The sequence below is a fragment of the Variovorax sp. 10N420 genome (assembly GCF_056394705.1).
The window spans coordinates 235,079-259,308 of the sequence record NZ_JBFTIJ010000005.1 but is presented as its reverse complement, the minus strand read 5'-3'; the positions used below and the strand labels follow the sequence as shown (position 1 = coordinate 259,308).

At 65.5% G+C, this 24,230-nt stretch carries 23 protein-coding genes; 18 read left to right on the top strand and 5 right to left on the bottom strand.

The features are described from left to right. Nucleotides 1-4: 4 nt before the first annotated feature. Nucleotides 5-775, bottom strand: a complete 771-nt coding sequence (locus AC1DEK_RS15140; protein WP_478126069.1) for a Crp/Fnr family transcriptional regulator — start codon at nt 773-775, stop codon at nt 5-7. 124 nt (nt 776-899) lie between these two features. Between AC1DEK_RS15140 and AC1DEK_RS15135 the strand changes: the two genes are divergently transcribed. Beyond that, nucleotides 900-1,292 (top strand): BLUF domain-containing protein, encoded by a 393-nt coding sequence (locus AC1DEK_RS15135; RefSeq protein ID WP_478126068.1) that lies wholly within the window; start codon nt 900-902, stop codon nt 1,290-1,292. Nucleotides 1,293-1,297: 5 nt separating this feature from the next. On the opposite strand, the gene AC1DEK_RS15130 is transcribed toward AC1DEK_RS15135, so the two are convergent. Beyond that, nucleotides 1,298-1,636 (bottom strand): DUF2917 domain-containing protein, encoded by a 339-nt coding sequence (locus tag AC1DEK_RS15130; protein ID WP_478126067.1) that lies wholly within the window; start codon nt 1,634-1,636, stop codon nt 1,298-1,300. Nucleotides 1,637-1,780: 144 nt separating this feature from the next. Here AC1DEK_RS15130 and AC1DEK_RS15125 point away from each other — a divergent pair, with 144 nt between their 5' ends. Continuing rightward, the gene (locus tag AC1DEK_RS15125; RefSeq protein WP_478126066.1) at nt 1,781-2,764 is read left to right on the top strand and encodes a LysR substrate-binding domain-containing protein; all 984 of its coding nucleotides are present in this window, start codon (nt 1,781-1,783) and stop codon (nt 2,762-2,764) included. 107 nt (nt 2,765-2,871) lie between these two features. Here AC1DEK_RS15125 and AC1DEK_RS15120 read toward each other — a convergent pair whose 3' ends face one another. Beyond that, on the bottom strand, nt 2,872-3,489 hold the full coding sequence (locus AC1DEK_RS15120; RefSeq protein WP_478126065.1) for a 5-formyltetrahydrofolate cyclo-ligase: 618 nt from the start codon (nt 3,487-3,489) through the stop codon (nt 2,872-2,874). Between the two features lie 9 nt (nt 3,490-3,498). Here AC1DEK_RS15120 and AC1DEK_RS15115 point away from each other — a divergent pair, with 9 nt between their 5' ends. The 7 genes from AC1DEK_RS15115 (at nt 3,499) to otsA (ending at nt 12,393) form a co-directional block, all read left to right on the top strand. After that, nucleotides 3,499-5,517 (top strand): lytic transglycosylase domain-containing protein, encoded by a 2,019-nt coding sequence (locus tag AC1DEK_RS15115; protein WP_478126064.1) that lies wholly within the window; start codon nt 3,499-3,501, stop codon nt 5,515-5,517. Nucleotides 5,518-5,522: 5 nt separating this feature from the next. Then, on the top strand, nt 5,523-6,110 hold the full coding sequence (locus AC1DEK_RS15110) for a mechanosensitive ion channel domain-containing protein (protein ID WP_478126320.1): 588 nt from the start codon (nt 5,523-5,525) through the stop codon (nt 6,108-6,110). Between the two features lie 99 nt (nt 6,111-6,209). Then, complete coding sequence (locus tag AC1DEK_RS15105) at nt 6,210-6,893, top strand: glutathione S-transferase family protein (protein ID WP_478126063.1); 684 nt, start codon at nt 6,210-6,212, stop codon at nt 6,891-6,893. A 53-nt stretch (nt 6,894-6,946) separates the two neighbouring features. After that, entirely contained in the window at nt 6,947-8,215 is a 1,269-nt protein-coding gene (locus tag AC1DEK_RS15100) for a multifunctional CCA addition/repair protein (protein ID WP_478126062.1), read from the top strand. A gap of 62 nt (nt 8,216-8,277) precedes the next feature. Beyond that, nucleotides 8,278-9,039 (top strand): trehalose-phosphatase, encoded by a 762-nt coding sequence (gene otsB, locus AC1DEK_RS15095; protein ID WP_478126061.1) that lies wholly within the window; start codon nt 8,278-8,280, stop codon nt 9,037-9,039. Between the two features lie 89 nt (nt 9,040-9,128). Continuing rightward, nucleotides 9,129-10,970 (top strand): glycoside hydrolase family 15 protein, encoded by a 1,842-nt coding sequence (locus AC1DEK_RS15090; RefSeq protein ID WP_478126319.1) that lies wholly within the window; start codon nt 9,129-9,131, stop codon nt 10,968-10,970. Nucleotides 10,971-11,007: 37 nt separating this feature from the next. Next, the gene (otsA, locus tag AC1DEK_RS15085; protein ID WP_478126060.1) at nt 11,008-12,393 is read left to right on the top strand and encodes an alpha,alpha-trehalose-phosphate synthase (UDP-forming); all 1,386 of its coding nucleotides are present in this window, start codon (nt 11,008-11,010) and stop codon (nt 12,391-12,393) included. 32 nt (nt 12,394-12,425) lie between these two features. On the opposite strand, the gene AC1DEK_RS15080 is transcribed toward otsA, so the two are convergent. Next, the gene (locus AC1DEK_RS15080; RefSeq protein ID WP_478126059.1) at nt 12,426-13,373 is read right to left on the bottom strand and encodes a LysR substrate-binding domain-containing protein; all 948 of its coding nucleotides are present in this window, start codon (nt 13,371-13,373) and stop codon (nt 12,426-12,428) included. Between the two features lie 131 nt (nt 13,374-13,504). On the opposite strand from AC1DEK_RS15080, the gene AC1DEK_RS15075 reads away from it, so the two are divergent. The 8 genes from AC1DEK_RS15075 (at nt 13,505) to AC1DEK_RS15040 (ending at nt 22,220) form a co-directional block, all read left to right on the top strand. After that, nucleotides 13,505-14,392 carry a dioxygenase family protein gene (locus tag AC1DEK_RS15075; protein ID WP_478126058.1) on the top strand — a complete coding sequence of 296 codons (888 nt, stop codon included), beginning with the start codon at nt 13,505-13,507 and terminating at the stop codon, nt 14,390-14,392. Between the two features lie 28 nt (nt 14,393-14,420). Continuing rightward, nucleotides 14,421-15,227: a citryl-CoA lyase gene (locus AC1DEK_RS15070; RefSeq protein ID WP_478126057.1), complete on the top strand. Its 807-nt coding sequence runs from the start codon at nt 14,421-14,423 to the stop codon at nt 15,225-15,227. Continuing rightward, nucleotides 15,224-16,378: a CaiB/BaiF CoA transferase family protein gene (locus AC1DEK_RS15065; RefSeq protein WP_478126056.1), complete on the top strand. Its 1,155-nt coding sequence runs from the start codon at nt 15,224-15,226 to the stop codon at nt 16,376-16,378. Before AC1DEK_RS15070 ends, AC1DEK_RS15065 begins: the two co-directional genes overlap by 4 nt. Further along, nucleotides 16,375-17,589: an amino acid ABC transporter substrate-binding protein gene (locus tag AC1DEK_RS15060; protein WP_478126055.1), complete on the top strand. Its 1,215-nt coding sequence runs from the start codon at nt 16,375-16,377 to the stop codon at nt 17,587-17,589. The genes AC1DEK_RS15065 and AC1DEK_RS15060 overlap by 4 nt, the downstream gene beginning before the upstream one ends. A 254-nt stretch (nt 17,590-17,843) precedes the next feature. Further along, nucleotides 17,844-18,695, top strand: coding sequence for a branched-chain amino acid ABC transporter permease (locus tag AC1DEK_RS15055; protein ID WP_478126054.1), 852 nt, complete (start codon nt 17,844-17,846; stop codon nt 18,693-18,695). A 2-nt stretch (nt 18,696-18,697) separates the two neighbouring features. Beyond that, nucleotides 18,698-20,446: a branched-chain amino acid ABC transporter ATP-binding protein/permease gene (locus AC1DEK_RS15050; protein WP_478126053.1), complete on the top strand. Its 1,749-nt coding sequence runs from the start codon at nt 18,698-18,700 to the stop codon at nt 20,444-20,446. Beyond that, nucleotides 20,439-21,143: an ABC transporter ATP-binding protein gene (locus AC1DEK_RS15045; protein ID WP_478126052.1), complete on the top strand. Its 705-nt coding sequence runs from the start codon at nt 20,439-20,441 to the stop codon at nt 21,141-21,143. Before AC1DEK_RS15050 ends, AC1DEK_RS15045 begins: the two co-directional genes overlap by 8 nt. A 45-nt stretch (nt 21,144-21,188) precedes the next feature. Continuing rightward, nucleotides 21,189-22,220: a uroporphyrinogen decarboxylase family protein gene (locus tag AC1DEK_RS15040; RefSeq protein WP_478126051.1), complete on the top strand. Its 1,032-nt coding sequence runs from the start codon at nt 21,189-21,191 to the stop codon at nt 22,218-22,220. Here the strand turns inward: AC1DEK_RS15040 and AC1DEK_RS15035 are convergent. Next, nucleotides 22,217-22,567, bottom strand: a complete 351-nt coding sequence (locus AC1DEK_RS15035) for a hypothetical protein (protein ID WP_478126050.1) — start codon at nt 22,565-22,567, stop codon at nt 22,217-22,219. The genes AC1DEK_RS15040 and AC1DEK_RS15035 overlap by 4 nt on opposite strands. A gap of 190 nt (nt 22,568-22,757) precedes the next feature. Here AC1DEK_RS15035 and AC1DEK_RS15030 point away from each other — a divergent pair, with 190 nt between their 5' ends. Next, nucleotides 22,758-24,224, top strand: a complete 1,467-nt coding sequence (locus AC1DEK_RS15030; protein ID WP_478126049.1) for an aminotransferase-like domain-containing protein — start codon at nt 22,758-22,760, stop codon at nt 24,222-24,224. Nucleotides 24,225-24,230 lie beyond the last annotated feature (6 nt).

The following is a 24,230-nucleotide window of genomic DNA, read 5'->3' as shown; positions in this document are numbered from 1 at the left end:
ACACTCAGATCAGCGGAACCGGACGCAGCGGCCGTTCGAAGTAGTCACCCAGCGATTCAAGGGCCCGGGGTTCCAGGATTCGCAGCCAGCCGTCTTCCAGGCGATGAAGGTTCAGGTGCCGCAGCCGGCGCAGGGTCTTGTTCGTGTGCACCAGCGAAAGCCCGAGCGCGTCGGCGATGTGCTGCTGGTTGAAGGGAAACTCGACCCAGCCGTCGCGCACCATGCCGACGCGCTCGGCACGGCGATAGAGATGCATCAGCAGCATCGCGACTCTTTCGCTCGCATTGCGCCTGCCCGCCGTCACGAGGTTGTCGTCCACCATCTTTTCCTCGCGCGCGGCCAGCCACGTGATCTCATAGCCGAGCTTCGGATGCGCGTGGAACAAGTCCCAGAGTTCGTCTCGCTTGAAGACGCAGAGCGTGACGTCGGTCACTGCCTCGACCCCATGTGTGAAGCCATCGGCGAATTCGTCCTGCAGGCCGATGAAATCGCCGGGCAGCAGGAAGCTCAGTATCTGCCGACGGCCGTCGCTCAGCGTCTTGAAGCGAAAAGCCCAGCCGGCGTAGAGCGTGAAGAGAGAGGCGCCGGGGCGGTATTCGTCGACGATGGGCTTGCCCGCCTGGACGACGCGCGAACCATGCCGGAATTTCTCGATGACGCGCAATTCGTCGCCGGCGACCTTAAGGAACGCGGCATTGGCACGAAGCCCGCATCGGTCGCAGGGGTCGTTGCCGCTTGGGGGAATGGCGGGAGGCGGATAGTCCTCGAGTTTCACGCTGGCACTATATATGCCGGGTCGCGAGGGAGCGGCGCTTCATGAGTGTCTTTTGACATTTCACGGATCGGCCGCGGCTCCTAAACTGCGGTCGCCTTCACTCCCCGATTCTTTTCCGACACCGATGGAATTCCAGGAAATCCTCTACTGCAGCAAACTCGCATCCGATCAGTCAACCACGGTGGTGGGGCATATCGTGTCCCAGGCCCGGGCGAGAAACGTTCATGAAGGGATTACGGGACTGCTCGTCTTTGACGGCCTGCGCTTCTGCCAGCATCTGGAGGGGCCGCCCGGATCGGTGATGTCGCTGATGCGCCGGTTGGCGGCGGACCGCCGGCATTCGGACATCCGTGTCCTGTACGAGGGTTCACTGGCGCAACGCCGCTACCAACGCTTCGAGATGGGTCTCGCGGAGGTCGAAGACCACGAAGACCTCGCGGACCTTCACGACCTGCACGGCAAGGCGGCTCTCGATCATTTCATCGCCCTGCGTTCCCGCTTCGACATTGCAGGCTGAAGGGCTCAGCTATTGGAGACAGTGGCGGATTGGGCAACGGCGTCCCAGCTATAGGTTGCGCCGTTGCTATCCCAAGGCTCCATGACGATGCGCTGGCCCGCGGGGACGTTCAGCGATTCGCCCGGGGCCAGCACAAGGTCTTCGCTGCCCCAATGGGCTGTGGCGTCGCGCGTCACCCAAATCCGCCCCTGGCGAACCCGCAGCACGCTGGCGCTCGATGCCTTGAGGCTCATCGCGTGCCCGGCATCGAGTTGCCATGCGCCGCGGCGCACGGCCGAGGGCACAGTGGCCTGGCGTCCCAGCGCAATGGAAGACGGCGAGGTGGAGGTGTAGACGGCAGACATGTTCGGCTCCTGGATGTTGAGCACGCTATTGCGCGCTTCGGGAATGAATGATCTGCCCACCTTCGTTGGCGGTCCAATGAAAACGCGGTAGCCTACTGATTCCGGTTTCGCATCAATCAACCCACCCGCAGAAGCTCGCCCCACATGCTTCATTCGCAAACACACCTGCGTTCCAGGCCCATATCGGCGGGCCATCTCCGCGCCTTCGAAGCCGTCGCTCGCCACCTCAACTTTCGCGCCGCGGCCGACGAAATGGCGCTGACCCAATCGGCCGTCAGCCGCCAGATCCAGTCACTCGAGGAAGAAGTCGGCGTCGGGCTCTTCCTGCGACACACCCGAGCGGTCGAATTGACGAGCGCAGGCTCGCAGTTGCTGCTGGCGGTCCAGCAGTCCTTGCCGCGCATCGACGGCGCCGTTCGCCAGATCCGACAGAACGCCGGACGAAAGAGTGTGTCGCTCACCACCTTTGCGTCCTTCGCTTCGATGTGGCTGATCCCACGCCTGGAGGCATTCCAGCGCGACAACCCCGAAATCGACATTCGCATCGACGCAAGCGATGCGGCGCTCGACCTCGACGTGGCCGACGTGGACATCGCCCTGCGCTACGGCCCGCGCGAGCACATGCCCCCCGGCGCGCTGCGTCTCTTCGGCGAGACCATCACGCCGGTGGCAAGCCCTTGGCTCATCAAGACCAATCCGCCGATCAAGTCCCCGGCGGATATCGCGCGCTTCACGCTGATCGAAGCCGGCGACGCCCATCGCACGCACCTGGAATGGCTGACCTGGCGTCGCTGGTTCGAGGTCAACAGCATGGGCCGCGCGCAGCCGCGGCGCTGGCTGTACTTCAACTACGCCTATCAGATGGTCCAGGCTGCGCTGACCGGCCAAGGCGTGGTCCTGGCGCGCAGTTCGCTCATCGCGGAAAGCCTGGCCAACGGTGACCTCGTCGAGGTGCTCCCGCACCACCGCATGGATTCACCGATGGCCTATTGGCTGATCACTGGCCCGCGCGGCGCGCCAAGGCCTGAAATCCAGGCTTTCAATGAATGGCTGCAAGGCCAGGCCGCGATCACCCGGGAAACAATCGGCGAAGTGCCAGACCCCGACACCGTCGACCAACTAGATTGAGGCTTCGACGCCAGAAACACCGCGGAACCGGCTTTGCCGGGCCGCTGGTGTTCCCCCCGGCAGGGGGAAGGCGAAGCGACACGAAGTGCGCGAAGCCTGGGGGCGAGTCACGAAACAGGCCAGACGACGCCGTTGTCATTGAGGATGGCGTCCAGCGGCACGTCGTGGGCCTCCGGCTCGAACTCGCCGAGAAAACCGTTGGTGAAGCCCAGTCCGACGGTGAAGGGCCGCGGTTCCAACGCGGCAAGCGTGCGGTCGTAAAAGCCGCCCCCATAGCCCAGGCGATATCCGCCGGCGCTGTAGCCCAGACAAGGGACAAACAGCAGCGTGGGCACGATCAGCTCGGTGTCCTTGGGCTTGGGGATGTCGAAGGCGTCGTTTTCCATCGGGCAGCCGGGATACCACGCGTGAAAGGTCAGCGTCTTGTGCACGCGGTCGACGACCGGAAGGCCGATGCGCCTGCGTTGCGGTTGGTCGAGCAGTTCGCCGTCTTCTTTCCAGCGATGCAGGGCTGGCAGTGGATCGAACTCGCCCTTGATCGGCCAATAGGCACCGATGACGGTGTCCGGCCGTCCGACCAGCCAGATCCGCATCACGCGCTGCAGAAGATCGGCGCGCGCGAGCCGATCAGGCATCGCAAGACGCTGTTCGATCAGCGCCGCGCGAACCTGAGTTTTGAGAAATGTGGCAGTGGCCGAGGTGTCGGCACCCTTTGACTTGTCCATAATCCCCCGATGCAATTCGCAAGCATTTTGGCATCCGTCCGCCGACTCCGGAGCGGTGCCCTCTCCTCCCTTCTTTTTTCGTTTGCTGCATTTGCAACCGTGAGCCAACCGGCCGCTGCGCAAAACAGCAACGACGACGTCCTCCTCCAGATGAAGCAAGCCGCCCAGCGCGGCGACAAGGCGCGTCTCACTGCGTTGTTGCCGCAGGCGCGCGGCCATGTGCTGGAGCCATGGGCGGCCTACTGGGAAATGAAGGCTCGGCTGCAGGACGTCAGCCTGCCTGAACTTCAGGAATTTCTCGCACGGTATGCCGGCACCTACCAAGAGGATCGCCTTCGCAACGACTGGCTGCTGCTCGCAGGCCAGCGACGCGACTGGAATGGCTTCACGTCCTTGCACCCGGCGTTCCGCATGAACGACGATGCCCAAGTGCGCTGCTATGCCGTCTTGATCGAGACCTTGCAGTCCGGCACCGCCACGCAGGGCCAGGCGGAGGAAGTGCGCCGCAACTGGTTCGGCCAGCGCGACCTGGACGACGGCTGTCTCACCGCGGCCGATCGCATGATCAGCGCGCGCATGATGTCGCCCAACGATGCCTGGAAGAAGGCGCGCCTCGCCATTGAGGCGAACCGTCCTCAGGCTGCCCGCGCGGCGATCATGCTGGTCGCGCCGGACGCCATCCCGCTCTTCGACGAAATGAACGCCAACGTCGGCAAGTTCCTGGCGAGCCGAGCCGTCGTCGCGGCCAAGTCGCGGCGCGAACTCGTGGTGCTGGCGCTCATCAAGATGGCCAACAGCGATCCGGAAACGGCCGCCTCGCAGTTCGACGTGAAGTGGAGCCCCATGCTCTCGGCCGAAGAGCGCAACTGGCTTTGGGGCACCATGGGGCGCCAAGCCGCGATCAAGCTTTCGCCGCTCGCCAACAACTATTTCGCCAACGTCACCAAGAACAGCGACCTCAGCGACGAAATGCTCGCGTGGAAGGCGCGCGCCGCCCTGCGCACCGGCGACTGGAAGACCGTGCAAACCGCCATCGACGCCATGAGCGAAACGCAGCAGCGTGACCCCACCTGGGTCTACTGGAAAGCCCGCTCGCTCGCTTCATACGGCGGCGACGAACGCCGTGCGCAGGCCCGCGTGCTCTACGAGAGCATTTCCGGCACGCGTGGCTTCTACGAGTTGTTGGCGCTCGAAGAACTGGGCCAGCGCGCGACGGTGCCGAGCCGACCAGCGCCGCTCACTGCAGAGGAAAAGAACGCCGCCCGCAACAACCCGGCACTGAATCGGGCGATCTATGCCATCTCGATCGGCATGCGCCCCGAAGGCACGCGGGAGTGGAACTACGCGACCAACCTGCACGCCACCGGCGGCATGAGCGACCGCGACCTGCTGGCGGCGGCCGATCTGGCCTGCCAGCGCGAGATATGGGACCGTTGCATCAACACCAGCGAACGCACCAAAGGCGTGATCGACGTGGATCAGCGCTTCCCCATGCCGTTCAAGGACATGGTGGTGCGCAAGAGCCGCGAAATCGGGCTTGATCCGGCCTACGTCTATGGCCTCATTCGCCAGGAAAGCCGCTTCATCATGGACGCCCGTTCGGGCGTCGGCGCCTCGGGGTTGATGCAGGTGATGCCTGCCACCGCGCGCTGGACGGCCAGGAAGATTGGCATGAGCGATTTCACGCAGGGCCAGATCAACGATCACGACACCAACATCACCATCGGCACCAACTACCTGAAACTCGCGCTCGACGACTTCGACGGCTCGATGGCACTGGCTGCGGCCGCCTACAACGCCGGCCCGGGCCGGCCGCGCAACTGGCGCAACGGGCCGCCCATGGAAGCAGCCATCTGGGCTGAAAACGTGCCGTTCAGCGAAACACGCGACTACGTCAAGAAGGTGCTGGCAAACACCACCAACTACGCAGCACTCATCACCGGCAAGCCCCAGTCGCTCAAGGAAAAGCTCGGCCGCGTCGGACCTCGCGACACCCCCGAACCCGAGGCGACCAAAGACCTGCCTTGACTTCGGTGATTGCCTTGCGCGAGAACTTGCCCGCCTGGGCCACCGAGTGGCTGGGCATCATCATTCCCATCGCCCAGGTCGCCTTGATCCTGCTGGCCGCGTGGCTGATCTATCGGTTCGTGCGCCGGCTGATCCTGCGCATGGGCACCGGCTATGGGCTGCCGTCCAATGTGGCTCTTGTCACCCGCCGCAGCGCGGCCTTCCTGATCTATGGCGGCGCGCTGCTTTGGGGCCTCGAGCGGCTGGGCGTGTCGGGCACCGTCCTGTGGACCGCGTTCACGAGTTTTGCAGCCGTCGGTGCCGTGGCTTTCTTCGCGGCATGGAGCGTGTTGTCGAACATGTTCTGCGCGCTCTTGATCTTCACGACGCGCATGTTCTGGCCGGGCGACACCATCGAAGTGCTGGAAAACGGAGAGAAACCCGGCCTGAAAGGCCGCGTGCTGGACATCAACCTCGTCTTCACCACGCTGGAGGAGAGCGGCAGCGCCCATGAGGGCACGACCCTCAAGATCCCGAACAGCATGTTCTTCCAGCGTGCCGTGCGCCGCTGGCACGGCACCTCACCAGCGCTGCCCGAAACTCCGAATCGATAAGCATCAATCCGGGCCTGTGATTGCATCAATCATCAGCGAGAGCGCCGCTAGCATTCGAGGCTTTGCATAGTTGCATCAACCCTGATACCGGAGACGGCCATGACACAGCTCTACATCGGCAACAAGAATTACTCCTCCTGGTCCATGCGGCCCTGGGTGCTCATGAAGCAGGCCGGCATCGCATTCGACGAAGTCATGGTGCGTTTCGACTCCTTCGACACCGATTCGAAGTTCAAGCGCACCATCCTGCCGCTCAACCCCATCGGCACGGTGCCAGTGCTCAAGGACGGGGACATCGTCGTCTACGACACGCTCGCGATCTGCGAATACCTTGCCGAGACCTACCCTGAGAAGAAGCTCTGGCCGGTGGATCGCGCCCAGCGAGCGCAAGCCCGCAGCGCCTGCGCCGAGATGCACGCGGGCTTTCAGATGCTGCGCACCCACTGCACGATGAACATCGAGGCCGACCTCCGCCAGCAGGGCCAGATCATCCTGCGCGACCAGCCCGGCGTGCGGGCGGACATCGACCGCATCGTTCAGCTCTGGAGCGGACTGCTTCGAGCGAGCGGCGGCCCGATGCTCTTCGGCGAATTCAGCATTGCAGACGCCTACTTCGCGCCCGTGTGCACGCGCATCGTCACTTTCGGGTTGCCCGTGCCGCCGGCGATCTCGGCCTATGTCGAACGCGTTCGCGCGCTGCCATCGGTAAAGGAATGGATCGATGACGCGCTGCGAGAAAAGGACTTCGTGGTCATGGACGAACCCTACCGCCTGTCGCGCTGAGGAACTCGCGCCGTCCTGGCGCAACGGCCTGGTGCGCGGCCTACACTGCACGGATGCAAATCTATCTTGTCGGCGGCGCGATTCGCGATGCGCTGCTGGGTCGGCCTGGCAGCGATCACGACTGGGTGGTGGTCGGCGCCACGCCGGAACAGATGGTTGCGCAAGGCTACTTGCCGGTCGGTCGAGACTTTCCGGTTTTCCTGCATCCGGAAACACGCGAGGAATATGCGCTGGCGCGCACCGAGCGCAAGAGCGCGCCGGGCTATCGCGGCTTCGTGGTGCATGCGGCGCCGGACGTCACGCTCGAACAAGACCTCGCGCGGCGCGACCTGACGATGAACGCGATCGCACTGCCAGCGGACAAGATCGGCGCCTCCGACAGGCTGGACGTCGATCCGCTGGACCTCGTCGACCCCTTCGAAGGCCAGCGCGACCTGCACGACAAGCGCTTGCGCCACGTGACCGACGCCTTCCGCGAAGACCCTGTGCGCATCCTGCGTGTCGCGCGTTTCGCGGCGAGGTTCGACGACTTCGCGGTAGCGCCTGAGACCATGGCGCTCATGCGCGACATGGTTGAAGCTGGGGAGGTCAATGCGCTGGTGCCTGAGCGCGTCTGGCAGGAGCTTTCGCGCGGCCTCATGGAAACGAAGCCTTCGCGCATGTTCGAGCTGCTGCGGGAATGCGGCGCGCTTGCAGTGCTGCTGCCCGAAGTCGACCGGCTGTGGGGCGTCCCGCAACCAGAGGCGCACCACCCCGAGGTCGATACCGGCGTGCACCTCATGATGGTGCTCGATATGGCGGCGCATCTGAATGCGCCGCTGTCGGTGCGCTTCGCATGCCTCGTCCACGATCTTGGCAAAGGCACTACGCCCGCGGACGTCCTTCCCCGGCACATCGGCCATGAGCAGCGCAGTGCCAGGCTTTTGCGCGCCGTGTGCGACCGGTGGCGCGTGCCCGTCGACATCCGCGAACTCGCGGACGTGGTGGCGCGCGAGCACGGCAACATCCACCGCAGCGGCGAACTCAACGCAGCGGCGGTCGTCCGGCTGCTCGAGCGCTGCGACGCTTTTCGCAAGCCACAGCGTTTCGACGAGGTGCTCCAGGCCTGCGAATGCGATGCACGCGGACGGCTGGGCCTCGAAGAGCGGCCCTATCCCCAGCGCAATCGATTGGCGGCGGCGCTGGCAGCGGCGCAGTCGGTGGCGACGGAGCCCATTGCGCGCGAGGCACTGGCGGCAGGCGCGACAGGACCGAAGATCGGCGAGGCGATCACCCGGGCCCGCGTAGCCGCCGTGGCGGAAGGGCTCCTCCCCTACTCGTGAGTCAGGATTGGCGGTTTTGGCCGACGCTCCATCGGGCGGGAGTCTGCTATGGTTTTCCCTCCATGCAGACGCCACCCCGTATCCCCCCTGACGCTGCGCTCTTCCTCGATTTCGACGGCACCCTGGTGGAGCTCGCGGAGACCCCGGAAGCCGTGCACGTGCCTCCGGCCCTCGTCCCGCTGCTCAGCGATCTCCACGGCCTGCTCGGCGGCGCACTCGCGGTGGTTTCGGGACGCCAGATCGACGTCATCGACCGCTTTCTTGCGCCGTTGCGACTCCCGGCCGCCGGCGAGCACGGCGTGCAGCGACGCGACGCGGACGGCCAGATGCAGGAACACCGCGCCCCCGACCTCAAACTGGTGCTCGACGCCGCCAACGAGCTTGCAGGGGCGCACGAGGGCTTGCTGGTCGAACGCAAGCACGCTGCCATCGCCCTGCACTACCGGCTCGCGCCGCAACTCGAGGCGGTTTGCCGCGACGCCATGGAGCGCACCATCGATGGCCAGCCGCAGCTGGAACTCATGCATGGCAAGTTCGTGTTCGAGGTCAAGCTGGCCGGTATCAACAAGGGCATCGCGATCGATGCTTTCATGCACGAGGCACCCTTCGTCGGCCGCGTGCCGGTGTTCGCAGGCGACGACACCACGGACGAAAGCGGCTTCAGCATCGTGCAGCCACGGGGCGGCCTCGCGATCAAGGTCGGCGCCGGCCCAAGCCAGGCGCTGCATCGGCTCGAATCGCCACGAGAGGTCTTCGAATGGCTCGTGGCAGCGCGGGACTTGCTTGCGGCGTCGCCATCCGCAACCCGCAGGAATCCCGCATGACGACTCTCCAAAGAGAAAACGAATCAGAAATCGAAGCGCCCGACAGGGCCGGCCAGGCCCTTGCCGGCGCGGCCAGCGCGAGCAACAAGATGCCGGAGCATCCGGAAGCGCTGGCCGGGCCGTCCGCGCGCACCGGCTTCGGACCGCCGGCCGAACCTTCGCTCAACGTCGGCGTGATCGGCAATTGCGCATACAGCGCGTTGATCGACGAACGCGGGCGCGTGGTGTGGTGCTGCCTCCCCCGCTTCGACGGCGACCCGGTCTTCAACGCGCTTCTGGACTTGGGCGACAACGCCAGCGCCTGGGCCATCGAGCTCGAGGACTTTGCGTCGTCCAAGCAGTGGTACGAGCCGAACACGGCGGTGCTGCGCACCCAGCTGTTCGATTCCGCAGGCCAGGGCATCGAGATCACGGACCTGGCGCCGCGCTTTCACAGCCGCTCGCGCTACTTCAGGCCGCTCACGATGGTGCGCAGAGTCAGGCCCATCATCGGCACGCCGCGCATCCGCGTCACGCTGGCGCCGCGTTTTCAGTGGGGCACGATGGCGCCGACCATCACGCGAGGCAGCAACCACATCCGCTATGTCGGACCTGATTTCACGCTGCGGCTGAACACCGACGCATCCGTCTCGCACATTCTTGCGGGGCAGCCCTTCGTGCTGTCACGCGAGCACAACTTCGTGCTGGGCGCCGACGAAACGCTGACCGACGGCATTGCCGACACGGCACGGCACTTCGAGCAGGAAACCATCGCCTACTGGCGCACCTGGAGCAAACGGCTCGCGATTCCGTTCGAATACCAGGATGCGGTGATCCGCGCCGCCATCACGCTGAAGCTGTCGCTCTATGAAGACACGGGCGCCATCGTTGCCGCGATGACCACCAGCATCCCCGAAGCGCCCGGCAGCGAGCGCAACTGGGATTACCGCTACTGCTGGCTGCGCGATGCCTTCTTCGTCGTGCGCGCGCTCAACAGCCTCTCTGAAGTCGGCACGATGGAAGACTACCTGCGCTGGCTCTCGAACGTCGTGATCGGCTCGCGCGGCGAGCACATCCAGCCGCTCTACGGCATCGGGCTGGAGCGTGAGCTTCCCGAATCATTCGTCGTGGGCCTGAGCGGCTATCGAGGTATGGGGCCGGTCCGCGTCGGCAACCAGGCGCAGGAGCACTTTCAGCACGATGTGTACGGCAACATCGTGCTCGGCGCAGCGCAGGCCTTTCATGACCACCGCCTCTTGAGCCGCGGCGGCGTGGCCGAGTTTCCGTACCTCGAGGCGATCGGCGAGCAGGCGGTCCGCGTCTATGGCACGCCGGATGCCGGCATGTGGGAATTGCGAACGCGCGCTCGCGTGCACACCAGTTCGGCGCTGATGAGCTGGGCGGCATGCGACCGGCTCGCCAAGATCGCCCGCGCGCTTGGTCTTCCGGAACGTGCGGCGTACTGGCACGGCCATTCGTCGCGCATGCGGGAAGAAATCCTCGCCAAGTCGTGGTGCGAAGAGCGCAAGGCCTTCGCCGAGAGCTTCGGCGGCCATGAGCTCGATGCGAGCATCCTGCTGATGGTCGAAGTCGGCCTCATCGACGCTCGAGACCCGCGCTTCATCTCCACCGTCGAAGCCATGGAGAAGTCACTTTGCGACGGCCCCTACATGCGCCGGTATGAAGCGGCGGACGACTTCGGCAAGCCCGAGACCGCCTTCAACATCTGCACCTTCTGGCGCATCGATGCGCTCGCCAAGATCGGCCGCAAGGCCGAGGCGCGGCAGATCTTCGAGACCATGCTGGCCGCACGCAACCCGCTCGGGCTGCTCTCCGAAGACACGCACCCGGTGACGGGCGAGATGTGGGGCAACTTTCCGCAGACCTATTCGATGGTCGGGATCATCAACGCCGCGGTGAGACTGTCCGCGCCTTGGGACACATGCATATGAGCAAGGACACGACAGTGTCGAACGCAGGGGCCAGCTCGTGAGCCGGCTGGTCGTGGTCTCCAATCGCGTAGCGGACCCGCGCAAACCCGCCGCTGGCGGCCTGGCAGTGGCGCTCGGCGAGAGCCTTCAGCAAAGCGGCGGCCTGTGGTTCGGCTGGAGCGGCTCGGTCATCGAGGACGGCCCGACCGGCGAGGGCGAACTCCATCGGCAGCAGGCGGGCAAGGTCACCTTGGCCACCATCGACCTGAGTCGCGACGACCACGACAGCTACTACCTCGGCTACAGCAACGACGTGCTGTGGCCCGTGTTCCACGATCGGCTCGACCTCGCGCACTTCGAAGCCGGCTTCATCGGCGGCTACCGGCGCGTCAACCAGCTCTTCGCGCGCAAGCTGATGCCGCTGCTCCGAAGCGACGACATCATCTGGGTGCATGACTACCACCTGATCCCCCTTGCAGCCGAGCTTCGCGCAATGGGTTGCAGGCAGCGCATCGGATTCTTCCTGCACATCCCCCTGCCGCCGCAGATCATCATCGCGGCCATACCGCAGCACGAGTGGCTGATGCGTTCGCTGTTTGCCTACGACCTCATCGGCTTCCAGGCCCAGCAGGACGTCCAGCACTTCGAGCATTACGTGCAAAACGAGGCGCATGGCGAGCTCCTGGGCAATCACCTCTATCGCGCCTACGGCCAGACCGTGCGCTGCGACGCGTTCCCGATCGGCATCGACGTCAACGAGTTCGCCGCGCTCACGCACGCCAAGGAATCGCGCGACATGTACGAGACCATGAAGCGCGAGTATTCGACCCGCCGGCTGCTGCTGGGCATCGACCGGCTCGACTACTCCAAAGGCATTCCGCAGCGCGTGCGCTCGTTTCGCGAGCTGCTGTCCAACTATCCCGAGAACCGCCGAAGCGCGACGCTGATCCAGATCGCGTCACCGACGCGAGAGACGGTCGATGCCTATGCCGACATCCGGCGCGAACTCGAAACCTTGTGCGGCGCCATCAACGGCGACTTCGGCGAACTGGACTGGATGCCCGTGCGCTACATCCATCGAATGGTTGCGCGCAAACGCGTCCCAGGCTTGTGCCGCGCTGCGGCTGTCGGCCTCGTCACGCCGCTTCGCGACGGCATGAACCTCGTCGCGAAGGAATACATCGCAGCGCAGGACCCGGCCGACCCGGGCGTGCTTGTCCTGTCGCGCTTTGCGGGCGCGGCCGAACAACTCAAGGAAGCGCTGCTCGTCAATCCCTATGACACCCACGGCACGGCCGAGACCGTGCAGCAGGCACTTCAGATGCCGCTGGAAGAGCGCCGCGAGCGGCACCAGAAGCTGCTGGCGCGTGTGCGAGAGCAGGATGTGCATTGGTGGCGGGAAGGGTTCATGAATGCGCTGCGTGCGGCGGAGAGTGTTCGGTAGGCAGGCACCGCCAGGTCCGCCAGATCTCGCGACTATTTCTGCGGTCCCCCAACCCGCTTCTCCCGATGCCGCGGCGCCGGCACGTCACGCCGCAAGCTGTTCCCTAGCGCGGTCTTTCGCAAGATCACCGCAAAGGACTGGACGAACACGGGCTTGTTCTCACCCAGCCGCCAAAGAATGCCGGGCGTTCGCGTCGGCGTCGGGCTTTCCAGCGGGATCACGGTCAACCCCGGCATGCCTTCGGGCACGGCATTGATGGCGACGATCGACCCGATTTGCGTGCGCGCCACGAGCGCGAGCATCGGCGCGACGGTCGACATCTCCGCGACGACCGTGGGCTCCGCGCCGCAGGCCCTGAAGCATTCGTCCAGCATGGTCCGGGTGGAAAAAGACGTCGAGATGAGCACCAGGTCCTGCCGGTGCAGTTCCACCATGCGAATGCGCTTGCGGCCGGCAAGCGGATGATTGCTCGATACGACGAACACCATCTCCTCGTTGTAGAGCGGCTCGAACCACAGATCGCTCGGATCTTCGGGCCGGTAGGCGATGCCGAGATCGAGTTCGCCCGCCTGAAGCCGATCGCAGATCACCTCGGCCGACAACTCTTCGACGCTGATGCGCACCGTGGGATGACGCGCCAGGAACAGTGACACGCACTCGGGAATCAGGCCGATGTTGAAGGTGTGCGTCGCGCCGATGCGAACCCTGCCAGTCAGGTTGCCCGCGCCGGGCTTGAGCAGCGCCACGCCCTGGTCGACCTCCCGCAGCGCACGCGCAGCGAAGCCGCGCAGCAATTCCCCGGCCTCGGTGGTCACCACCTTCTTGCCGATGCGCTCGAACAGAGGCTGCCCGAGCTCTTCCTCGAGCTGCCGGATCTGGTGCGACAAGGTCGATTGGGTGACGTGCACCCGCTCGGCCGCTCGCGTGAAGCTCAGGCAATCGCTCAGCGCGACGAAGTACCGCAGATGCCTCATCTCCATGAAAACCCCCACGGATGATCGATGGCATCGATGATATCGATGCAAATTCACCATTTGCGGGCTTTGTGTCCGAGCCCTATCGTCCGATCCGAATCGACGCCGGATCACGGCGCGCAACCCGGAGACAAGCCATGTCGGAATACAACCAGGACGCGATCACGCGCGACGTCGTCGAGGCTTTCGCCAAGACGCCGGATCCGCGCCTGCGCCAGCTCATGACGGCGCTGGTCAAGCATGTCCATGCCTTTGCGCGGGAGGTCGACCTGCAGCCGGAAGAATGGCTCGCGGGTCTGAACTTCCTGAATGCGACGGGGCAGATCTCGACCGAGAAGCGGCCGGAATTCATCCTGCTCTCGGACACGCTGGGCCTGTCGATGATGGTGGTCGCGCTGGCACAGTCGCGCGCAAGCGGAGGCGCCAAGGGCCCGGCCGAACCAACCGAAGGCACGGTCGAAGGCCCCTTCTACTGGCCGGGCGCGCCCGACCTGCCACTGGGCAGCGACATCGCCGAGGGCGTTCGCGGCGAGCCCACCTTCTACATGGGCCGGGTCACCGACGTGGACGGAAAGCCGCTGGCCGGTGCGCTGCTTGACGTCTGGTCGGGCGACGGACATGGCAAGTACGACGTGCAACTGAGCAGCGAACCCTCGATGAAAGCGCGAGGCCGCTTCCGCACGGACGAACAAGGGCGCTACTGGTTCTGGTCGATCCGGCCTTCGTTCTATCCGATACCGGACGACGGGCCGGTGGGCGACATGATGCGGGCGACCGAGCGCAGCATCTACCGGCCAGGCCATCTCCACCTGCAGGTTTCGGCGCCGGGCTATGTGACGGTGACGACGCAGTTGTTCGTCGGCGGCAGCCCGTACATCGACGCGGATGCAGTCTTCGGCAAGCGTGACAGCCTCGTCGTGGACTTCGAGACGCATGCGCCCGGCAAGGCTGTTGATGGCCGCGAAATGCACGTGCCCTACCACTCGGCGAGCTTCGACGTGCGTCTCGCGCCCGCTGCCGCGTGACCTCCATCCGGACTCTGCAAGGAATCGCATGAAGATCGGCAAGGCCACCGTGCCACGCACCTCCATCTCCACGTCCGACGCCCACACCATCGTCGTCCGCGGGATGGATCTGTCCCGCGAACTGATCGGCAAGATTTCCTTCGTCGATCATTTCTTTCTGCTGCTGACCGGCAGGCGCGCTTCGGCCGGAGAAGCCGCGGTGCTGAATGCCGCACTGGTCGCGATCACCGAGCACGGCCTGGTGCCCAGCGTGCAGGCCGCGCGCATGACTTTCGCTGCCGCGCCCGACGCGATGCAGGGCGCTGTGGCGGCGGGCATCCTGGGCTGCGGGTCGGTCGTGCTGGGTTCCTCCGAGACGGCCGGTCGCCTGTATAGCGAAATCGATGCCCTGGTGAGCGCGGGGCAGCCGTTGCGGGCGGCGGCGCTGACGGTGGCGCAGGCCTGGCGCGAAGCCGGCAGACCCATCCCCGGTTACGGTCATCCGCTGCACAAGAAACGCGACGCGCGCGTCGATGCCCTGTTCGCCGCGGCCAGGGCGGCGGGCACCGACCTGCGCTTCGTCGAGATCGCGACCGCCGTCGAGGCACTGATGCCCGAGGTGCTGGACCGGCCGCTCAAGCTCAACGTGTCGGGCGCGATTCCGGCCGTGCTTCTTGGCGCGGGTTTTCCGGTGGAGGCACTCAAGGGCGTGCCGATCCTCGCGCGCACGGCCGGGTTGATCGCGCACATGTTCGAGGAGATGCGGCAGCCCATCGGCTTCGCGCTCTCTTACCAAGCGTCGCGCGAAGCGGTCTACGAAGGCGCGCTGCCCGCCCACTTCGGACCCCACGAATGATCCCTGTCCTGAAAGGCCTCAAGGTCGTCGAGCAAGGCACCTTCATCACGGGGCCGGCAGCGGGCATGCTGCTCGGCGACCTGGGTGCCGACGTCATCAAGGTGGAGCAGCCCAAGACGGGGGACCCGTTCCGCGCCTTCAAGGATGGGCTCTACAGTCCGCACTACCAGACCTACAACCGCAACAAGCGCAGCATCACGCTGGACCCCAAGGACGCCGCGGACCTCGAAGTGCTGGACGCGCTGATCGCCCAGGCAGATGTCTATATCCAGAACTTCCGGCCCGGAGTGGCAGAGAAGCTCGGCGTGGGCGCCGAGCGCTTGCGCGCGCTCAATCCGAGACTCATCTACTGCTCGATCAGCGGCTTCGGCGCCACCGGACCCGCGGCCGACCGGCCCGCTTACGACACCGTGGCGCAGGCCGCGAGCGGCTTCCTCAATCTGCTGATCAACCCCGAGAACCCGCGCGTCGTGGGTCCGGCCATTGCGGATTCGTTGACCGGCTTCTATGCGGCCTACGGCGTGCTGGGCGCTCTCTTCGAACGAAGCAGGACGGGGCTCGGCCGCAAGGTCGAGGTCTCGATGCTGGAGGCGATGGCGCATTTCAACCTCGACGCCTTCACGCATTTCTTCCAGGTGGACGAGGTGATGGGGCCTTACAGCCGACCCCGCGTTTCGCAGTCGTACGTGCTGCGCTGCGCCGACGACAAGTGGATCGCGCTGCACATGTCCTCGCCGGAGAAGTTCTGGCGCGGGCTCGCGGTCGCGATCGAGCATCCCCGCCTTTTCGAGGACGAGCGCTTCGCGACTCGCGAGGCGCGCATCGAGAACCAGGAGCAGCTGATCCAGTTGCTGGGCGAACGTTTTCGCGCACGGCCGCGCGACGAGTGGTGCCGCCGATTGGCGCATGAGGACGTGCCCCATGCGCCGATGTACGACACCAGCGAGGCGCTCGAAGACCCGCAAGCGAAGCACCTCCAACTGATGACCTCTGCCGAACACCCCGTGATGGGCCTGTTTCGCACGGTGCGATCGCCGGTCAGCTTCGATGGTGAGCGCGCGCTCGAAGTGCGCCCGCCACCGACGCTTGGCGAACACAACGAAGAGATTCGCGCCGCCCTGGGGCGAACCATCAGGAGACAAGAACCATGAAGACGCAGACTTTCGAAGGCATCGGACGGCGCAGCGCGGTGGCGGCCATCGCGCTCGCCGCGGCAGGCATCGCATTGGCGCAGACGCCGTCCGGCCCGCCGATCCGCATCGGCAGCACGCTGGCGCTCACCGGACCGCTTTCGGCCACGGCGCAGATCCACAAGGTCGTGGGCGAGATCTATGTCGAGCAGCTGAACAAGCGCGGCGGCCTGCTCGGCCGGCCGGTCGAATGGGTGGTGAAGGACGACCAGTCCAAGCCCGACCTCGCGCGCACGCTGTACGAGCAACTCGTCACCGCCGACAAGGTCGACCTTCTGATGGGGCCCTACGCCACGGGCGCGATCCTCTCGGCGATGGGCGTGGCCCAGCGCTACAACAAGGTGCTGGTGCATCACACGCTGGGAATTCCGTCGCTGGCCAAGTACGACATGCAGTTCCCGGCCTGGTCGATCGGCTCGGACCCGGCGAACACGGTGCCCAATACGCTCTTCGATGCCCTCGCCGCATCATCCAAGCCGCCGAAGACGGTGGCGGTAGTGACCAGCAAGTTCCCGTCGATTCAGTTCATGAGCGCGGGCGCGCGGGAGGTGCTCAAGAAGCGCGGCCTCACTGAAGTGCTGTTCCTCGAATGGGACTTCGGCAACCGCGACTTCGGCCCGATCGCCAACCGGGTGAAGGATGCCAAGCCCGACTTCGTCTGGGTCGGCGCCATCGGCCTGGAAGGCAATCTGCTGCTGGATGCGATGAAGAAGATCGACTATGTGCCGCCGCAGCACTTCTATCTCTACCCCGCGCCCGGTCCATTGCTCGCATCGCCGGACGCGAAGAACGCACTGTCGGCCACGATCTTCGAGGAGCAGCCGCCCTTCACGAGCAACCTCGGTGCTGCCGAGTTCATCAAGCTCTATCACGAGCGCGCCGCCAAGGCCGGCTTCACCGACACCTCGGTCGAAACGCAGGCAGCCGCTTCATACACGGCATGGCAGATTCTGGAAGCCGGCGTCGTCAATACCAGGAGCCTCGACGACAAGGCCATCGCCACCTACCTGAAGACGCACAAGGTCGACACGCTGCAAGGCAAGCTGCGCTTCGACGGCGTCGGCAACTTCGGCGACGACCTGATGCGCATCAAGCAGATCCAGGATGGGAAATGGGTGGTGGTCTGGCCGAAAGAGGTCACTGCTGGCAGCGCGAAGCTGCTAGCGCCGTAGATGAAGCTCGCCCCCAGGCTCGCGCACTTCGTGTCGCTCTCCACCCCCTGCCGGGGGCAACACCAGCGGCCCGGCAAAGCCGGTTCCGCGGTGTTCCTGTTGCTCGCCCCCAGGCTCGCGCACTTCGTGTCGCTCTCCACCCCCTGCCGGGGGCAACACCAGCGGCCCGGCAAAGCCGGTTCCGCGGTGTTTTCGACATGGGGCTGCGCCGGGTTCACGTCTTGCGGGTCGCGCGAAATGCGGTGGAGCAGCTGATGCCTAGCTTGTCATTGCTGTCCCAGTCGATTCTCTCCGGGGTCTTCGTCGGGGCGCTGTACGGGTTGATGGGCCTGGGACTGAGCTTGAGCTGGGGATTGCTGCGGCTGATCAATCTCGCGCACTTCGCGTTTGCGTTCATGGCCGCGTACCTCTGCTACCAGCTGGCGACGATGGGCATGGACCCCTTGCTGACGCTCGTGGTCATCGTGCCGGCCTTCTTCGGGCTGGGCGCGGGATTGCATTGGGTGATGGCCCGCTTCGCTGTCACGCCCTTCAACTCGCTGCTGCTCACCTTCGGGTTGATGGGCATCGTCGAGAGTTTGATCCAGGCCATCTGGACTGCCGATTTCCGCAAGCTCGAATCGAGCTACGCGCAACAGAAGTTCAAGGTCGGCGAGCTGTTCGTGCCGGTGCCGGAGTTCATCACGCTTCTGCTGGCGGTCGGGCTCGCGTTCGCCGTGTGGGCCGTGCTGCGTTTCACCGATTTGGGCAAGGCCATGCGCGCCGCCGCGCAGGACGCGCCGGTGGCGGCAGCCTTCGGCATCAACGAAAAGGCGCTCGGTCTCCTGCTCGCCGGAACATGTGCCGCGCTCGCCAGCGTGGCTGGCGTGTGCCTGGCGCTGAGCTTCACGCTCGCGCCGTCCCAGATGTACGCCTGGGTCGGGGTGGTGTTTGCGGCCGTGATGCTGGGCGGGCTGGGGAGCGCCCTGGGGCCGCTGATCGCCGGCACGCTGATCGGTGTCAGCGAAGCCATCACGATGGCGATCACCGCGCCTTCATGGGCGCCGATTGTGTCCTTCACGCTGCTGATCGTGATCCTCGTCTTCCGCCCCGGAAAGACCACCTGACGATGAGACGCACCCCCGTGCTCATCCTGCTGGCCGGCGCTGCGCTGGCCTTTGTGCCGCAACTGGACCTGCCTGCGTTCTACGACTCGCTGCTCTACCTGATGCTGCATTGGATCGTGCTGGCGACCTCTTGGAACATTCTGTCGGGCTATTCAGGCTACTTCTCGTTCGGGCATGGCGCGTTCTTCGGTGCCGGCATCTACACGAGCGCAACGCTGATGGCGCGCTACGACTGGCCCTTCCTGTGGACGCTGCCGGCGGCGGCGCTGGTCGCGGCGCTGCTCGGCGTGGCGCTCGGCGCGGTCGTGTTCCGCGTCCGGGGCGTGCGCGGCGAACTCTTCGCACTGCTCACGCTGGCGATCACCTTCGTCATCGGCACCATCGTCATCAACACGCCGCTGGACGGCGGCTCGGGCGTGCCGCTCAGTGCGGTGCCTGTTCCGGAGATCGGTCCGACCCAGTCCTCGACTTTCTACCTGCTCGCGCTGGCAGCCGCTGTGGGCACGCTGCTGATCGCCTGGGGCATCCAGGTGTCGAAGTTCGGCGCGGGCCTGTTCGCGATCCACGACGATGAAGATGCCGCCGAAGTGATGGGCGTGCCGACCTACCGCTACAAATTGCTCGCGCTGGCCATCTCCTGCGCGCTGGCCGGCATGGCCGGCGGCATTCACGCGCTGTTCCTCTCCTACGTGACCGCCGGCGAGGTCTTCACCATCGCGGTGCCACTGACAGTGGTGCTGATGAGCGTACTCGGCGGCACGCGCCACTGGGCGGGTCCTGCGATTGGAGCGGTGGTCATCACCGCTCTGCTCTACAGCTTCACGGCGGCCGATCATGCGGTGGCGGGCAAGGCGCTGATCGGGATCATCCTGATCGCTGCCATCCTGTTCATGCCGGAAGGCATTCTGGAGCGCGTGCGCCGCTTGTGGCGGCCGGCGCAGCCCGTCACGCCGCCCGCGACCCACACGGCGCCCGCATCGGTGGAGACGCCTGTTCGACCCGCCGCGGTGATCGCAGGACAAGGCGACCTGCTGCTGCGCGTGCGGGGCCTGAGCAAATCGTTCAAGGGTGTGCGTGCGCTCACCGGTGTCAACGTCGACGTGCGGCGCGGCGAGATCCTCGGACTGCTTGGTCCGAACGGCTCCGGCAAGTCGACCTTCATCAACGTCGTCAGCGGCCACTACACGCCCAGCGGCGGCGAGATCGTCTTCGAAGGCCGCCGCCTGAACGGCCTGCCTGCGCACCGCATAGCCGCCAGCGGCATTGCGCGCACTTACCAGATCCCCCGGCCGTTCGCGCACCTCAGCGTGCTGCAGAACGTGGCGATCGCCACGATGTTCGGCGGGGCGGTCCGCGATCCGGACGGCGCGCGCAAGCAGGCAATGACCTGGCTCGAATTCACCGGTCTGCAGGACCGGGCCGCCGCGCTGCCGGACGACCTCAATCTGCATCAGCGCAAGTTCCTCGAACTCGCACGCGCGCTGGCCTCGCGCCCGCGGCTGGTGCTGCTCGATGAAGTGCTGTGCGGGCTTACGCCGAGCGAGATCGACGACGCGGTGATGCTGATCCGGCGCATCCGCGACCAGGGATCGAGCATCGTCTTTGTCGAGCACGTGATGCGCGCGGTGATGGCGCTGGCCGACCGCATCGTGGTGTTCAATCACGGTGAACTGCTCGCTGAAGGCGCGGCAACCGACGTGATGCAGCGCACCGAGGTGATGACCGCCTATCTGGGGACAGCCCATGCTTGAAGTCCGCGATCTCCAGGTGGCCTATGGCGCAGCGCCTGCGCTGTGGGGTGTCTCGATCGACGTGCGGCCCGGCGAACTGCTGTGCGTGGTTGGCCCCAACGGCGCCGGCAAGACGACGCTGATCAACACCATCGCGGGAATGCTGCGCGCAAGCGGCGGCAGCATCGGCCTCGACGGGCGCGACATCACGCGACTGCCGCCGCATCGCTTCTGCGAAGCCGGCATCGCGCTGGTGCCCGAGGGGCGGCGGCTCTTTGCCGGCATGAGCGTGCTGGAGAACCTCGAGCTCGGCAGCTACCTGCACCACGCCAAGGCGCAGCGGCGCGACACGCTGGAGCAGGTGATCGCGCTGTTCCCCGTGATCCGCGAGAAGCTGGCAACCCCGGCTGGCGAATTGTCCGGCGGACAGCAGCAGATGGTCGCGATCGCCCGGGCGTTGATGGCGCGCCCACGCCTGCTGCTGCTCGACGAGCCCTCGCTGGGCCTGTCACCGCGCATCGTGCACGACATGTTCGCCGCCATCCGGCGAATCAATGCGGGCGGCATGGCGGTACTGCTCGTCGAGCAGAACGTCACGATGGCGCTGGAGGTGTCGCACCGTGCTTACGTGCTCGAAGAAGGCCGCGTCGTGGCCGAGGGCGAGCCGCAGGAACTGCTGGCCCGGCCTGAGATCAGGCGTGCCTACCTGGGGGTCTGAGCCGCCGGATCGTTCGAACTTCAATTTCCACCCTGGAGCGAAACCATGCTGTTCCCCACCACCATCGTCGGCAGTTTTCCGCAGCCCGACTGGCTGATCGACCGCGCGAAGCTGGCCGGCCGCTTTCCGCCGCGTGTGAGAGCGCGTGAACTCTGGCGAATTCCGCCGCAGTACCTCGAGGAAGCACAGAACGACGCGACGCTGATCGCCATCCGCGCACAGGAAGAAGCCGGACTGGACATCGTCAGCGACGGCGAGATCCGGCGCGAAAGTTATTCCAACCGCTTCGCCACGGCGCTCGACGGGGTGGACCTCGACAACCCGGGTTCCGCGCTGGACCGATCAGGCCATCCGAACCCGGTGCCGCGCATCGTCGGCAAGATCGTGCGCCGACATGCCGTTGAAGTCGACGATTTGAAGTTCTTGCGAGCTCACACCAATCGCCAGGTGAAGATCACCGTCCCCGGCCCGTTCACCATGTTGCAGCAGGCGCAAAACGATCACTATGCGAGCGAAGAAGAAGCGGCCATGGACTACGCCGCCGCGGTCAATGCGGAGATCCGCGATCTGTTCGCCGCGGGCGCCGACGTCGTCCAGATTGACGAACCGTACATGCAGGCTCGCCCCGAGAAGGCGCGGCAGTATGGGCTGAGGGCCCTTAACCGCGCGCTGGAGGGAATCACCGGAACGACCGCAGTGCATATCTGCTTCGGCTACGCGGCAATCATCCACGAGCGTCCGAGCGGGTATTCGTTTCTGCCCGAACTGGCCCAGTGCAGTTGCCGGCAGGTCTCGATCGAGACCGCGCAGTCGAACCTGGACTGTTCGGTGCTGCAGCAACTGGATGGAAAACGCGTGATGGTCGGGTGCATTGATCTGTCCGACCCGAACGTCGAATCCGTGGAGACGATTGCCGGGCGCATTCGGCGCGCGCTGCCTTACATCAAGCCGGAGAACGTCATCCTGGCACCCGACTGCGGCATGAAATACCTGCCGCGCGAGGTGGCCAAGGCCAAGCTTCGCGCGATGGTGTCGGCCGCCAAGGTGCTGCGCGAGGAGTACGCCTCGGCGGCCTAGCTGCGCCAGGCCACATCGCCTGTGAGGAATTGCACCAGCCGAGCGACACGCGAGGCCGTCGCTTGAGGATCGCGCGCCGCGCGTGGCAAGCCACGCACTTGCGCCGCGGACATTGCGGAAACTTCGATCCAGCCGCCGCGTTCGACCACGTGGGCCTCCCCCTCTTCCAGCATCGTCTTCGTGCTGAACACCGCTTCGCCGAACCACGCAGGCGGAGACGTCACGCGCACGGAACCTTGCGCGACAAACAACGTAAAGCCAGCGTCAACGGCCACACGCAGACTCTGGCCCGCTTGAAGACTGCTGACCTCGGAAAGCTCGCTGGACGTGGTGGACAGGACGGACATCGGATACCTTTCTGGAGAATGCTGGAGAACCGATCTGGTGCCTTCATCGTAGGCAGCCGCCTCTCAACAAAACAGGCACAGCACCGTGACTTCCGAGGCGGAACAGAGGGGCCGGCGACCCATCTGTTATGTCGATTTCCCCGGAATCTGCATCTGTTTTCCGGTCCCGGCCCACGCGAGGATCGAAGCCATGGAATCGCCACCGCTCTACCGCAAGCTCGCCTCCCACTACGTGGAAGCCATTCGCGCAGGCTCTCTGGAGCCGGGCGACAAGCTGCCGTCGCTGCGCAGCCTGATGCGGCTGCACGACATCAGTCTTTCCACGGCACTCCAGCTCTGCCGGGCCATGGAAAGCGAAGGCTGGGTCGAGGCGCGCGATCGCTCCGGCTACTTCGTCCGGCGTCCGCGCCGGCTCGCCATCGCTGCGATGGAGGAGCCGGCCGCGAACGACCCGCCCAACCCGGCGCAGTACGTCGGTATCCATGCGAAGGTCTCCGACTTCGTCACCCGCAGGCGACAGGGCGAAGTGCGGATCGACTTTTCGACGGCACGCGGTGCGCCCGAGCTCTATCCCGCGCAAGCGCTTCGCACGACGATGATGCGGCTGCTTCGCCAGCGTCCGGCCCTGCTCACCACCGCCGCACCTTCACGCAGCCGCACACCGTTGCGCGAGGTGGCAGCCCGGCGCGGATTGCGCGTGGGCATGACCCTGGCGCCCGACGACGTGATGGTCACCAACGGCTGCATCGAAGCGTTGAATCTCGCGCTGCGCGCGGTGGCCCAGCCCGGCGACACCATCGCGGTCGAGTCGCCGACCTTCTATGGCTTGCTGCAAGTGCTCGAAAGCCTCGGCATGCGCGCGGTCGAGATTCCAACGAGTCCGCAGACCGGCATCTCCATCGAAGCCCTGGAAATGGCGCTCGACACCTACGGCAACATCAAGGCGGTGGTGGTCGTGCCCCATCTGCAGAACCCGTTGGGCAGTGTGATGCCCGACCTGCACAAGCAACGCCTGGTCGCGCTTTGCGAACAACGTGCAGTCGCGCTCATCGAGGACGACTCCTACAGCGAACTGCTCGACGCGGACGTGCCGCCGCGCGCGATCAAGTCATGGGACCGCAGCGGCAACGTCATCCATTGCGCATCGCTGCACAAGATCCTGGCACCGGGCATGCGGCTGGGCTGGATCTCGGCGGGCCGCTGGCACGGCCGTGTGGAGATGCTCAAGTACACGCAGACGCGCAGCAACGAGGAACTGTCGCAATGGGCGGCGGGCGAGTACATGGGCACTGGCGCCTACGACCGCCATCTGCGGCGGCTGCGCGACAGGCTCAAGGTCCAGCGCGAACAGGCAGCGGACGCGATCGCTACGCATTTCCCGTCCGGTACCCGGCTCAACTACCCGCCCGGCGGTCTTCAGCTCTGGGTGGAACTGCCCGGCCGCCTTTCATCCATGGAGGTGTTCGATGCCGCATTGCGCGAACGCATCCTGGTGGCGCCCGGGACGCTGTTCTCGAACTCGTCCCGCTTCGATCATTACCTGCGCATCAACTGCGGATGGCCCTTCGATGAGACCATCGCTGCAGGACTGCGCCGGCTGGGCGAGATCGCTGGCGAGTGTGTCGAGCAGAGCGCAAAGCCGCGGATGGCGGCGTGACTTGGC

Coding starts and splice junctions, on each gene's coding strand:
- AC1DEK_RS15130 (WP_478126067.1), bottom strand. CDS start 1,636: ATGTCTGCCGTCTACACCTCCACCTCGCCGTCTTCCATTGCGCTGGGA.
- AC1DEK_RS15135 (WP_478126068.1), top strand. CDS start 900: ATGGAATTCCAGGAAATCCTCTACTGCAGCAAACTCGCATCCGATCAG.
- AC1DEK_RS15070 (WP_478126057.1), top strand. CDS start 14,421: ATGAAGATCGGCAAGGCCACCGTGCCACGCACCTCCATCTCCACGTCC.
- AC1DEK_RS15075 (WP_478126058.1), top strand. CDS start 13,505: ATGTCGGAATACAACCAGGACGCGATCACGCGCGACGTCGTCGAGGCT.
- AC1DEK_RS15040 (WP_478126051.1), top strand. CDS start 21,189: ATGCTGTTCCCCACCACCATCGTCGGCAGTTTTCCGCAGCCCGACTGG.
- AC1DEK_RS15060 (WP_478126055.1), top strand. CDS start 16,375: ATGAAGACGCAGACTTTCGAAGGCATCGGACGGCGCAGCGCGGTGGCG.
- AC1DEK_RS15120 (WP_478126065.1), bottom strand. CDS start 3,489: ATGGACAAGTCAAAGGGTGCCGACACCTCGGCCACTGCCACATTTCTC.
- AC1DEK_RS15125 (WP_478126066.1), top strand. CDS start 1,781: ATGCTTCATTCGCAAACACACCTGCGTTCCAGGCCCATATCGGCGGGC.
- AC1DEK_RS15100 (WP_478126062.1), top strand. CDS start 6,947: ATGCAAATCTATCTTGTCGGCGGCGCGATTCGCGATGCGCTGCTGGGT.
- otsB (WP_478126061.1), top strand. CDS start 8,278: ATGCAGACGCCACCCCGTATCCCCCCTGACGCTGCGCTCTTCCTCGAT.
- AC1DEK_RS15090 (WP_478126319.1), top strand. CDS start 9,129: ATGCCGGAGCATCCGGAAGCGCTGGCCGGGCCGTCCGCGCGCACCGGC.
- AC1DEK_RS15055 (WP_478126054.1), top strand. CDS start 17,844: ATGCCTAGCTTGTCATTGCTGTCCCAGTCGATTCTCTCCGGGGTCTTC.
- AC1DEK_RS15030 (WP_478126049.1), top strand. CDS start 22,758: ATGGAATCGCCACCGCTCTACCGCAAGCTCGCCTCCCACTACGTGGAA.
- AC1DEK_RS15115 (WP_478126064.1), top strand. CDS start 3,499: ATGCAATTCGCAAGCATTTTGGCATCCGTCCGCCGACTCCGGAGCGGT.
- AC1DEK_RS15065 (WP_478126056.1), top strand. CDS start 15,224: ATGATCCCTGTCCTGAAAGGCCTCAAGGTCGTCGAGCAAGGCACCTTC.
- AC1DEK_RS15045 (WP_478126052.1), top strand. CDS start 20,439: ATGCTTGAAGTCCGCGATCTCCAGGTGGCCTATGGCGCAGCGCCTGCG.
- AC1DEK_RS15080 (WP_478126059.1), bottom strand. CDS start 13,373: ATGGAGATGAGGCATCTGCGGTACTTCGTCGCGCTGAGCGATTGCCTG.
- AC1DEK_RS15035 (WP_478126050.1), bottom strand. CDS start 22,567: ATGTCCGTCCTGTCCACCACGTCCAGCGAGCTTTCCGAGGTCAGCAGT.
- AC1DEK_RS15050 (WP_478126053.1), top strand. CDS start 18,698: ATGAGACGCACCCCCGTGCTCATCCTGCTGGCCGGCGCTGCGCTGGCC.
- AC1DEK_RS15105 (WP_478126063.1), top strand. CDS start 6,210: ATGACACAGCTCTACATCGGCAACAAGAATTACTCCTCCTGGTCCATG.